Origin of the sequence: Clostridioides sp. ES-W-0016-02 (assembly GCF_020641035.1) — a bacterium.
In the GTDB taxonomy this organism is placed as follows: Bacteria; Bacillota; Clostridia; order Peptostreptococcales; family Peptostreptococcaceae; genus Clostridioides.
This window is the reverse complement of the sequence record NZ_CP061361.1, coordinates 2,294,281-2,306,777: the sequence shown is the minus strand read 5'-3', so window position 1 is coordinate 2,306,777 and position 12,497 is coordinate 2,294,281. Positions and strand designations below refer to the sequence as shown.

11 protein-coding genes are annotated in these 12,497 nt (G+C 27.9%); 9 read left to right on the top strand and 2 right to left on the bottom strand.

Annotated elements, in window-relative coordinates:
- Positions 1 to 41: 41 nt before the first annotated feature.
- The 8 genes from IC758_RS11185 to IC758_RS11150 all read left to right on the top strand — a co-directional run bounded on the left by IC758_RS11185 (position 42) and on the right by IC758_RS11150 (position 8,925).
- On the top strand, positions 42 to 233 hold the full coding sequence (locus tag IC758_RS11185) for a DUF1450 domain-containing protein (RefSeq protein ID WP_227434767.1): 192 nt from the start codon (positions 42 to 44) through the stop codon (positions 231 to 233).
- 310 nt (positions 234 to 543) lie between these two features.
- The gene (locus tag IC758_RS11180; RefSeq protein WP_227845916.1) at positions 544 to 3,042 is read left to right on the top strand and encodes a heavy metal translocating P-type ATPase; all 2,499 of its coding nucleotides are present in this window, start codon (positions 544 to 546) and stop codon (positions 3,040 to 3,042) included.
- A 155-nt stretch (positions 3,043 to 3,197) separates the two neighbouring features.
- On the top strand, positions 3,198 to 3,866 hold the full coding sequence (locus IC758_RS11175) for a response regulator transcription factor (RefSeq protein WP_227434765.1): 669 nt from the start codon (positions 3,198 to 3,200) through the stop codon (positions 3,864 to 3,866).
- On the top strand, positions 3,850 to 5,127 hold the full coding sequence (locus tag IC758_RS11170) for a sensor histidine kinase (protein WP_227434764.1): 1,278 nt from the start codon (positions 3,850 to 3,852) through the stop codon (positions 5,125 to 5,127). Before IC758_RS11175 ends, IC758_RS11170 begins: the two co-directional genes overlap by 17 nt.
- Before the next feature lie 555 nt (positions 5,128 to 5,682).
- Positions 5,683 to 6,606, top strand: a complete 924-nt coding sequence (locus tag IC758_RS11165) for an ABC transporter ATP-binding protein (protein ID WP_227860417.1) — start codon at positions 5,683 to 5,685, stop codon at positions 6,604 to 6,606.
- Positions 6,590 to 7,408: an ABC transporter permease gene (locus IC758_RS11160; RefSeq protein ID WP_227860416.1), complete on the top strand. Its 819-nt coding sequence runs from the start codon at positions 6,590 to 6,592 to the stop codon at positions 7,406 to 7,408. The genes IC758_RS11165 and IC758_RS11160 overlap by 17 nt, the downstream gene beginning before the upstream one ends.
- Before the next feature lie 5 nt (positions 7,409 to 7,413).
- A complete protein-coding gene (locus IC758_RS11155; protein WP_227860415.1) occupies positions 7,414 to 8,187 on the top strand; it encodes an ABC transporter permease in 774 nt (257 codons plus the stop codon).
- A 516-nt stretch (positions 8,188 to 8,703) separates the two neighbouring features.
- The gene (locus tag IC758_RS11150; RefSeq protein ID WP_227434761.1) at positions 8,704 to 8,925 is read left to right on the top strand and encodes a hypothetical protein; all 222 of its coding nucleotides are present in this window, start codon (positions 8,704 to 8,706) and stop codon (positions 8,923 to 8,925) included.
- Positions 8,926 to 9,198: 273 nt separating this feature from the next.
- On the opposite strand, the gene IC758_RS11145 is transcribed toward IC758_RS11150, so the two are convergent.
- Positions 9,199 to 9,963 carry a DeoR/GlpR family DNA-binding transcription regulator gene (locus IC758_RS11145; RefSeq protein ID WP_227434760.1) on the bottom strand — a complete coding sequence of 255 codons (765 nt, stop codon included), beginning with the start codon at positions 9,961 to 9,963 and terminating at the stop codon, positions 9,199 to 9,201.
- A gap of 286 nt (positions 9,964 to 10,249) precedes the next feature.
- Here IC758_RS11145 and fsa point away from each other — a divergent pair, with 286 nt between their 5' ends.
- Positions 10,250 to 10,924 (top strand): fructose-6-phosphate aldolase, encoded by a 675-nt coding sequence (gene fsa / locus IC758_RS11140; RefSeq protein ID WP_227434759.1) that lies wholly within the window; start codon positions 10,250 to 10,252, stop codon positions 10,922 to 10,924.
- Positions 10,925 to 11,053: 129 nt separating this feature from the next.
- On the opposite strand, the gene IC758_RS11135 is transcribed toward fsa, so the two are convergent.
- Entirely contained in the window at positions 11,054 to 12,448 is a 1,395-nt protein-coding gene (locus IC758_RS11135) for an SLC13 family permease (protein ID WP_227434758.1), read from the bottom strand.
- Positions 12,449 to 12,497: the final 49 nt, after the last annotated feature.

Genomic DNA, 12,497 nt, shown 5'->3' with positions numbered 1-12,497 from the left:
ATAACTGTATTAATTAGACATTAATTAGGAGGAACTTAAATATGATAAGAGTATGCCCAAACTGTTCAAATGTGGATGTAAATAAGCTAAAAACTTTAGTTGGAGAAGAAAATGTGAAGACTGGTTGTATAGGTCAATGTAGAGCATTTAAAAAAGAAGCTGTAGGAATAATAGATAATGAGCTTGAAATAAGAGAAACAGAGGAAGAATTTTTTGAAGCATGTAAGAAATAAACTATACATGTAAGAAAAAACTACAGTAGAAAATAAATTATATAAAAGAGAGCATATAAATTGAGTAAGTATTTAGCAATTTATTTGCTCTCTTTTTATGTACATATTTAATTATGAGTATACTTTTTTATTAAATACAAATAAATATAACTAAATTAAATTTATTTATTAAAAAAATATTGATTAAATATACCTATAGGGGGTATAATAAATACTATAGATTTCCAAATAAAGAATTTATCAATATTACATATCAAAATAAAATATACAAATTAATTGAAAATATATTGAAAGAGAGGAAGAGTTTATTATGAGTTCAAATAAAATAGTAGAAAATTATAAAATAACAGGTATGACATGTGCAGCTTGTGCAAAGGCAGTAGAAAGAGTAACTAAGAAATTAGATGGAGTATATGACCAAAGCGTAAACATAGCTACTGAAAAACTTAAGATAGAATATGACAATTCTAAAGTTAGCTTTGATGACATAAAACAGGTTGTAGAAAAAGCTGGATATGGAATTATAAAGGAAGAAAGTAATAAAAAAATTGATATGAAAATTGATGGAATGACATGTGCAGCCTGTGCAAAAGCTGTAGAGAGAGTAGTAAAAAAATTGGATGGAGTAGAAAGTATTAGTGTAAATATTGCAACTGATAAAGCTAATATAGACTATAATCCATCAAAAGTAAAATTATCTCAGATAAAAGCAGCTATAGAAAAAGCTGGTTATAAACCAATAGAAGAAGTAAAAAATAAAGTTGATGTAGATGAAGATAAATTAAGAAAAGAAAAAGAAATGAATACTTTATTTATTAAATTCATAGTTGCAATAGTATTTGCAGTACCTTTGTTTTATATAGCAATGGGTCCTATGATAATAAAACCTATAGGACCATGGCCTTTACCAGAAATTCTAAATCCTATGACAAATACTTTAAATTATGCATTAGTTCAATTGATTTTAGTAATCCCAGTTATGATAGCTGGATATAAATTTTATATAAATGGGTTTAAAGCACTTTTTTCTTTAAGTCCTAATATGGATTCTTTGGTTGCAATTGGTACCTTGGCAGCATTTTTATATAGTCTATATACAACAGTACAAATAGCAAATGGACAAATTCAGGGTATGCACCATCATCAGTTGTATTATGAAAGTGCAGGAATAATAATAGCACTTATATTACTTGGTAAATATTTAGAATCAAAATCAAAAGGAAAAACATCAGAAGCAATTAAAAAACTTATGGGGCTACAACCTAAAACTGCAATAGTAATAGTTGATGGTAAAGAAATAGAGACTCCTATAGAAGAAGTTGGAATAGGAGATATAATACTAGTAAAACCAGGGACTAAAATACCAGTAGATGGAGTTGTAATAGAGGGATATACATCAGTTGATGAATCTATGCTTACAGGTGAAAGTATACCAGTAGAAAAAAATATTGGAAGTAAAGTTACAGGAGCTAGTATAAATAAAAATGGTGTTATTAAATTTAAAGCTGAAAAAATTGGTGGAGATACAGCTCTTGCTCAAATAATAAAATTAGTTGAAGATGCACAGGGTACAAAAGCACCCATTGCTAAACTTGCTGATACTGTTTCTGGATATTTTGTACCAATAGTAATTGCAATAGCTATAGTATCATCATTATTGTGGTTTTTAGTGGGTGGAAAAGATATAGTATTTGTACTTACTATATTCATATCAATACTTGTAATTGCTTGCCCTTGTGCATTAGGATTGGCTACACCAACTGCTATAATGGTTGGAACTGGAAAAGGTGCAGAAAATGGAATACTGATAAAAGGTGGGGAAGCACTAGAATCTGCTCACAAAGTAAATACAGTAATATTTGATAAAACAGGTACAATAACAGAAGGAAAACCAAAAGTAACAGATATTGTATTAAATAATGTGAAAGAAGAATACCTAATTAAGATTGCTTCAAGTGCAGAGAAAGGTTCAGAACATCCTCTAGGAGAAGCAATAGTTAGATATGGAGAAGAGAAAAATATACAGATTGAAAAAGTTGATAACTTTAAAGCTATACCAGGTGCTGGTATACAAGTTACTATAAATAATGAAAATATATTACTTGGAAATAGAAAGCTTATGAACGACAATAATATTAACCTTAAAGATTTAGAGGAAAAATCTAATATACTAGCAAGTCAAGGTAAGACACCTATGTATATTGCTGTAGATGGAAATTTATCAGGAATAATTGCAGTTGCAGATGTGGTTAAAGAAAGTAGTAAAAAAGCAATAGATATTCTTCATGATATGGGAATAAAAGTTGCAATGGTAACTGGAGATAATGTTAAGACTGCAAATGCTATAGCAAGTCAAGTAGGTATAGATATGGTATTAGCAGAGGTTTTACCAGAAGATAAATCAAAAGAAGTTGAAAAATTACAAAATCAAGGTAAGTTTGTTGCAATGGTAGGAGATGGAATAAATGATGCACCAGCTCTTGCAAAAGCTGATATAGGAATAGCAATAGGAAGTGGAACAGATGTAGCAATTGAGTCTGCAGATATAGTGCTTATGAAGAGTGATTTAATGGATGTTCCAACTGCGATTAAACTTAGTAATGAAACTATAAAAAACATAAAGCAAAACTTATTTTGGGCATTTGGATATAATACAATTGGTATACCTGTAGCAGCAGGATTATTGTATATATTTGGAGGACCTCTTTTAAATCCAATGATTGCAGCAGCAGCCATGAGTTTAAGTTCAGTTTCGGTAGTTTCAAATGCGCTTAGACTTAAAAATTTCAAAGCATATAAAAAAAATTAGAATAATAAATTAAGTAAAAATGTATTTAAAAGAGCTATCTTTAATTAAAAGGATTAATTTACAAATTAAGATAGTTCTTTTTTCATGTAAAATTCACAACAATGAGATAAAATATAAGTAATATAAGAAATTTTAAAATAGAAAGGATTGATAGGATGAACTCGTCAATACTTGTAATCGAAGACGATTCAAACATACAAGAATTAATATCAGAGTTTTTAAGTGCAGAAGGCTATCAGGTTGAGTCAGCAAATGATGGATTAGAAGGTATACAAAAATTTAAGCAAGGAAGTTATGACTTGGTAATATTAGATATAATGATGCCAAACTTAGATGGTTATGGAGTTTGTAAAATGATAAGAAAATCATCAAGTGTTCCAATTATATTTTTGACTGCTTTAAACGATGAAGGAGATCAACTTAAGGGATTTGACTTAGAATGCGATGATTATATAACAAAACCATTTTCATTTAATCTTCTCATTAAAAGAGTAGAAGCTATCTTGAGAAGAAGCAACAAAACGATAAATGATAAGTTTATAGTTTTTGAAAAATTAAAGTTAGATTTAAACACATATATTGCTGAAATAGATGGAGAGCCTATAGAACTTACATTAAAAGAATTTAATATATTGAAAGCTTTGATAGAAAAATATCCACAGGTTATAACTAGGGAAGGTCTTTTAGATAGTATATGGGGTTATGATTATTATGGAGATACTAGAATTGTTGATGCACATATAAAAAATATAAGAAAAAAAATATCATTACCATATATTAAAACTGTAAAAGGAATAGGATATACACTTGAGAAGGATATTTGATAAGTGGGAAAAATTAAGTATAAAGTATAAATTATTTTCCATAACAACATCATTATTAATAGCATTAGCTTTAATAATATACCTAATTTTATATTTTTTATTGCCATCATATTATCATGAGTATAAAATTGAGTCTCTTCAAGAAAGCTTAAAATCTCTAGTAGATAGTTCAATTCACTTTGATACATATACTTTAGAAGAAAGACTCTATTATATGGCTAAAGACCAAAACCTTGCTATTTTACTAAAAGACAACCAAGGAAAAATTGTATATGGTAAAAATGAAGTAGTTATTTTAAGATATAGTAAGTATATGATTAATAGTATTGAAGATGAGTATAGAACATCTATACCTATATATACAAAAGACTCAAAAGACGGGCCATATAGTTTAGAACTTGTTATGCCATTACAGCCAATTGACGAAGCAAATGAAGTCATAAGAAAGTTAATGCCATACATTATATCAATAGCGATATTAATAGCAATTATTGGAGCATATATATATTCAATCGTAATAACAAAGCCTCTTATAAATATAATAGAGAGTGAAAGAGAACAGGAATATAGAAGAAAGGATTTTGTTGCAACGATATCACATGAATTAAAAACTCCAATAACCATAATAAGTGGTCAAATTGAAGGAATGATTTATAGTGTAGGTAAGTATAAAGATAGGGATACTTACTTGAAAAAATCATATGAATGTACACAAGAGCTAAAAGATTTAGTAAATGAGATGATAGAGGTTTCAAAATCAGAAATACTAGAAAAAGATTTAAAATTAGTATCAATAAATATAAGTGAACTTTTAAATAGACTGGTAAAAAGACAAGTATTTTTAATAGAAGAAAAACATATGAAAACTATTCTAAAAATAGAAGAAAACCTAGAAATTAAGGCAGACCAAGAGAGAATAACTAAAGCAATTAATAATATAATAAATAATGCTATAAAATATTCTCCTGAAGGCTCAGACCTTATAATTAGACTTTATGATAAAAACAATCGAATAAACAAAAAAACTTCTAATCAAAGAGTTATTTTAGAAATTGAAAATACTGGTGTAACTATAGAGAAACGTTACTTAGAAGAGATATTTAATCCATTTTATAGAATAGAAAAATCTCGTTCAAGAAAAACTGGAGGAAGTGGTCTAGGTCTTTATATAGTCAGTCAAATTTTTAAAACTCATGGGTTTGAATACAGTATAAAAAATAAGGAAAACTCTGTAGTATTTACGGTTGAATTTAAAAATTAGCTTTAAAACATATATAGAGTATCTTTTCATAAGTTGGAAAATGTCAGCATAGCCTGTATTTACGAGTTTTGATAAGGATGGTAGTAGAAAATTAGCAAAATCAAGGCTTTGCAGACAGCAGGCAGACAGTGTGATTATATAAAACTGAATATTATGATAGAAAAAGGACGCATTTTTTGAAATCTGCGTCCTTTTTCTATTGGATTTTGCTTATCCTTGAAAAGTCAGCAGGCAGTAAAGAACGTCATTGAATGGGCTTCATTGATGGCTTTTGATTGAATGGGTTTTAGAGCCGTGTTACAGTCATTTTTAGATACCGAAGATACAAGGCATCTTACTTAGAGGATGGGCAAAATCTAGCGCTGGATAAGGTAGATTTTGGTTATCTCATTGAGCATTTATACAGGCAGACTGGAACTGAATATGAGTTATTCCCTGCTGAAGAAGAAATTTGAGAGGGATTTTTTGGATAAATTGCAAGGTTAATGCAAGGTTCTAGCAAGATTAATGTAAGATTAGAGTGTTATAATGGGAATCAGAATAGGGGGAATGTATATGAACAAATACATAATTGAAACGAAAAATCTTACAAAACAGTATGGTTCACAAAAAAGTGTTGCTGACCTGAACATCCATGTACAGAAAGGGAGAATTTACGGTCTGCTTGGTAGAAACGGAGCAGGAAAAACTACCACAATGAAAATGTTGCTTGGATTAACACAGCCTACTTCTGGTGAAGTGAAGATTTTTGGAAAATGCTTAAAAGACAATGAAAAAAAATTGCTGCCACACATAGGAAGTCTGATTGAATCGCCTGGTTTTTATCCCAACCTGACTGCTACGGAAAATCTGTGTATTTTTGCTACTTTACGTGGAATTCAAAACCAGAATGCTATCAAAAATGCTTTGGATTTAGTAGGTCTTCCCTATAAAGACAAAAAGCTGTTTTCTCAATATTCTCTGGGAATGAAACAAAGACTAGCGATTGCTCTTGCTATTATGCACGAGCCAGAATTATTGATTTTGGATGAACCAATTAACGGTCTTGACCCTATTGGAATTGCAGAAATACGCTCATTTATCCATGACCTATGTAAAAAAAGAGGAAAGACCATTTTAATCTCCAGTCATATTTTATCAGAAATAGCTCTGCTGGCTGATGATATAGGAATTATCGACCATGGAGTATTATTGGAAGAAGAAAGTCTATCTGAACTGGAACAGAAAAGCAACAAATATATTCATTTTACGATTTCTGATACAGCACAGGCAGGAAGAGTTTTGGAACACATATTCCATGAGCAGCACTTTACAATTCAAGATGACCACAATTTAAGACTGCATAATCTTGATTTATCTGTTGGAAAAATTGTAACTTCGTTTGTAGAGAATGGATTAGAGGTTTTTGAAGCACATACTTGCGAAGAGACCCTTGAAGACTACTTCAAACGAGTAACCAGAGGTGAGGGAATTGCTTAAACTCATAAAATGTGAATTTTGGAAGTTAAAACGCAAAAAGTTATTATACGCACTTTTGTCATTATCATTATTCTTTCCCTTAATTTTAACATATATGGCAAAATCCAGAACAAACACAGATATGACAGAACATTATCTTCAAACAAGATTTGATTATGTCTATACAATGATGTTAGGTTATGGATTGGTTTTTTTACTGCCTTGTTTAATTGGTATTATTGCAGCTATTCTTTTCTTTATAGAAAGAGACTGTAATACTTCAAAAAATATCAGGACAATACCTATTGCAAATACGCAACTTATCAGGGCAAAAATCTATATGTTATTTATTTTTGGAATTGCTTTTTGCCTAATAAATACCTTATCAGTTGCATTGTTTTCCAGTTTGTTTCATGCAGGAATGGTTTATGGTATGTCCTATAAGTTAATGATGAGTTTAGTTTTTGCTGTGCTTATTGTAGCGGCTTCTTTATCGATTGTTTTTCTGATTATTTATTTTAACAAAACATTTTTATTGTCCATCTTGCTTGCATTTTTCTATTCTATTTTCAACTGGGGAATATTGGGGACTGTGGGAACCTCCATAAGTGCTTCTAAAATCACTTTTTTAAATTTCTTTCCAGTTATATGTGTTATGAACTGGGCGAGCGGTTCCATGATGAATAATCTGCAAAAAGATAATCTTTTACCAGAAGCATACGATATTGTACCAACCACTAGCCATACAGTTTTACTCATGGTGATTACTGTTACTATCTCCTTATGGCTGATAGTTCGATTCTACAAAAAATGGACGAGGTAATATATATGGAAAATATAGTAAAAGTTGAATTTTTGAAATTAAAACGATATTCTGTAATAAAGGCTGGAATTATTATGACAACACTTTCTCCACTACTGTCATTATTTTATTCAACAGCTAGTGGTGGACAATCATGGACATTTGAATATTTCATGCAACAGGTTATGACTAGTAATTGTACCCTTTTCTTCCCGATTATTATTACATTGATTGCTGGATATATCATAACACGGGAATATACAGACGATACCATAAAAAACCTATTAACAATTCCTATTCCTTACAAACAACTACTTTCCAGCAAATTACTTATACTACTACTCTTAACAATTTATTTCAGTTTTATAGGATGTGTTATAGCGTTAGTAATCAATATAATTGCTGGATTTCCAGGAGTAGGTTTTGGCAATATCATTAATATGTTTATTCATATTATCGGAGCAAACATTTTTGTATACATTGCTGTTTTACCCATTATCTTACTTTTCTGTTGTTCAGTAAATAACTTTTTGGGTGGTGTTGCACTTGCTTTTGTATATGGATATTTTGGAACTTTTGAAGGAACATTATTAAATTATTATCCGATTAAAGCAAGTATGATTTTAATGGATTCTAATTGTAGTGCGGAGTATGGATATACTTATCGTATTTTTCCTGCTTTAATTGTACGGCTGTTCATTTTATTGATTTCTGGAATTATCCTTGCTGGCAAAAAGAAAGAAACTAGTGTATTAACGATTACTAAAAAGAAAAAAACAGCAAGAAAAAAGGGATGGTAATAATTTAAAAATAAGCCAACAGAAGATTATTCTTCTATCAGTTTATATTGGATAATTTCGTAAATTAAATACTGATCTGCAATACAATATCTTTACATATATAGTATTTTCTACATTAAAAAGTAGAAGCTTCAATAATAGTTCATTGTAAAATCATAAAAAATTCATACTAAAAATGTATTATGTAAATAGAAATAAAAAATTTTAAACCATAAAATAACACCAAGCTATAATGATGATATAACCTAATATCCTCCAATTAAATCATCATTATAGTAATTCCCAACAATTAAATGCAATGAATTTAAGAAATAACATCGAGCATAGAGTATATATGCTTGATGTTATTTTTATTTTAAAACGAAAAATAGGTAATCTTTATTAAAAGTTATATATTCAGATAGTCTTAAATTACATTTAATAACTTAAAAATTATACTTGATAGAGCAAATAAATATATACATTTTGGGAAAAATAACTGTAGGAAGTATTATATTTACAGAGGAGGTAGTTTTGATGGATAGACTTAAAAGAGATATGAAAAACATGAAAGAAGATTTAAAAGAAGGTGCTAAAAAGACAGCTTATGTAATGAAAAATACTGCTGAAGACTTAAAAGATGACGCTCAAGGTGCTATGGTAAACCTAGAAATGAAGAAAGATGAAATGATGGAAAGATATGAGCAAAAGAAATTTGCAAAAGATTTAGAAAAGCAAATGAAAGATGAAATGAAATAAAGTTTTGTCTATAGATTTAGGTACTATTGTCAATAATAGTTCTTAGATAAGAAATACTATAAAAGGTTTTACAGAAGAAATAGGCTTTCTAAAAATAACTGTATTATATTTAGAAAGTCTATTTCAAGTATGTTGTATTTAAATCATATCAATTTTAAAATTTTAAATATTAAATTTGATTATTGCTGTAATCATATAGAATTAAGGCTTTTAAGGATATTTACAAAATAATGGTTTATCTCTTTAATCTATTTGAAAAATATATCATTAAGTTTATAAAACATTCACATTAAATTCTGATAAAGTATTTACTATGTCAGGAGTAGGTGATTTTTCTGTAATTATAGAACTAATGTCTTCTAAATGAGCAAATTTAAAGTTTCCATCAAATTTAAATTTTTTATCTTCCATAACTATAAATACTTTTTTACTTGAATTTATTATAGCTTTTTTTGTAAGTCCATCTTCAATTTCAAATGTTGTAAGAGAAGAATTAAATACATCTATACCACAACTGCCCATAAAAGTTTTATCAAATTTATATCTTGATATAAAGTCTATTGTCGGAGTACCAACAAATCCATCTAAGCTAAGATTTAATAAACCACCAGTAGAAATTACATTTAAATTATTGGGCTTTGAAGTAACTACATTTAGTATATCTAGCATATTTGTGACTAATGTTACTTTCTTATTGCTTTCAGCTAACAGTTTAGCCAACAATATATTGATTGTAGATATATCTAAAAATATAGTTTCTCTATCTGAAATTAGATTAAATGCTTTTTCTGCTATTATTTTTTTTGTTGGTATATTAATTTCTTTTCTATCTTTTGTATCTTGGTTTTCAAGGGTTTCTCTGACTAGTACAGCTCCACCATAAATTCTTCGTATTGAAGAAATTTTTTCTATATTTTTTAAATCTTTTCTTATACAATCTTCAGTAACATTAAATTTTGAACTGAGTTCTTTTACAGTAACTCTTCCTTCTTTTTTTAGGATATTTAATATAGCTTGAATCCTTTCTTCCGCAAACATCTTTTACCTCTTTTCCTGAATATAGTATTATAGTAAATATTATAAGATAAAAGATAAAATATCAACTATTTTAATATGGAATACAACATTAATTTAATATAAAAAGTATATTATTCTTAATAGTTTATTTAAAACTTAATAAATAAAGAAATTATAAAAATATACAACAAAATCAAACAATAAAAAAACATAAAAAACAATAATAAAAAAGTTGAAAATAATACCAAACCAATATATAATAAGAATAAATAAAATAAAAAAATAAAGTTTAAAGGGGGATATTTTAATGCAACTAATCTTAGATACAGGTAACATAGAGGAAATTAAAGAGCTAAGTACTTATTTACCAGTTGATGGTGTAACAACAAATCCAAGTATTATTTCAAAGGAAAAAAAGAATTTTAAGCAACTTATAAGTGAGATTGGTGAAATTATAGGTGAAGATATGCCTATACATGCTCAAGTATTAAGTACAAAGTATGAAGATATATTAGATGAAGCATTATATATAAGTAGTTTGAGAGAAAACATATATGTGAAAATACCTGTAACACAAGATGGTTTAAGAGCTATAAAAGACCTTCATAAAAAAGGAATAAAAATAACTGCCACTGCAATATTTACTGCTCATCAGGGATTTTTAGCTGCAAAAGCTGGAGCAAATTATGTTGCACCTTATGTAAACAGACTTGATAATATATCTGGGGATGGTGTATCTGTGGTTTCAGAGCTTATAAAAATAATAGATACTTATAATATGGATACAAAGGTACTTGCTGCTAGTTTTAAAAATGCACAACAGGTTATAGAATTAATGAAGTGTGGAGTACACAGTGTTACAGTGCCATATGATATTTGTAAATCCATGATGAATCATCCATTGACAGATTGGAGTGTTGATAAGTTTATAGAAGATTGGGAAAATACTTTTGGAAAAGGTAGCAAAACAAATAACATTTAATTTTAGAATAAAAAATTAGTTTTTATGCAATTTTATAAATAGATTTTTATAAAAAAGATGAAAATATGAATTAACTTAAGATAATAATGTTCTAAATTATTAAAAAGAAAATTCATATTTTCATCTTTGTTAAACTTCTAGACCTATAAATCTCCACCAAGGGAAGGTTATACAGATTATTATAAAATAGGTTAAAGGAATTAAAGTCAAACCATACTTAAAAATAACCTTACTATTATATAGATTCTCACCATGTCCAACCATTATTGTTGCATGATGAAAAGGCAATATGTATTGTATACTTACTACAATATAAACAAAAAGGCAAAGAACAATACTATTTTCTTTCAATATATGTAAACTTCCAAGTAATGGTATCACCACAGAGGATGTAGTGACAGCACTTCCAAGGCATATATTCAGTATTATTGTCAGGGTTATTAAAAATAATATTGAAATAGTTTTTGAAGAGTTTGGAATTAATTTTATTAAATAGTTTCCCATTATATCAACAACTCCAGAATACTTTAGTACTCCTCCAATTGAAAACGCTGCTACAAAAAAAATGAGAACTTTCCAATTTATTTCTTTTAAAGTATTGAAACCAATTATTCCTTTTAACAACAAAAGAAGTACACAAATAGACATTATAATTAGTGTATTTAAATTATGAATAAATTGAGTTAAGAACATAAAAAACATTATTCCTAAACATAAAAATACATGTTTTTGTTCATCACTTAATAAACAAAATTCTTTTTTTAGATTAGAATATGAAAATTGAAATTTATTAGAATTAAGATTATCATAAGAAGTAAATTTTATTAAAGATAATTCTTTTTTAAAAACAATTATAAATAAAAAATAAGTTATAAAACAAGTAATTATAGTTGGAACAGACATATAAAAAGCCCACTGCCCCCAGTTTATATTACAATTTCCAAGTTCTAGGACTACATAGTTTAAAAGAGTATCTCCATTTACAAAAAACATTGATGTAAATGTAGATGCTGTAAATATACTAAAGAGAAGTATAGATTTTGAATCATCAGCTAAGTGTTGTTCTTTAAAAAATTCTTTATAAAAAGCTGACACAAGAATGACTCTTGGAAATGGCTGTGGTATGAAAAATATTAATAATACACCTAAAATATATGATAAAAAAATCATTTTTTTAGGGGTATCTACAGTATTTAAAATTAATTTTTCAGAAATAATTTTTGCAACACCTGTCTTTGCAACTGCATTAGTAATTATGTAAGCAAGGATTATTATATAAAAATTTTCTGTAAATAAAAATTGTAAAATGACTTTCAAAGGTGCAATATTAAAAATAAAAGCTAATATTACAAAGACTAGTGCAACTACAGTTTTTTCAACAGAGTCTACAGCCCATATTAAGATAGTTAAAAACGATAAGCATATAGAAAATTTTATATTGAAACTATAATTTAGAAAGAAGTAAAGAATTATAGTAACCATAATAGTCATGCAAAATTGTTTTGGTTTAAGAATAATATCCATTTTTTGTATCCACCTCCATAATTTATTATATCATAATGAAGGTGAATAC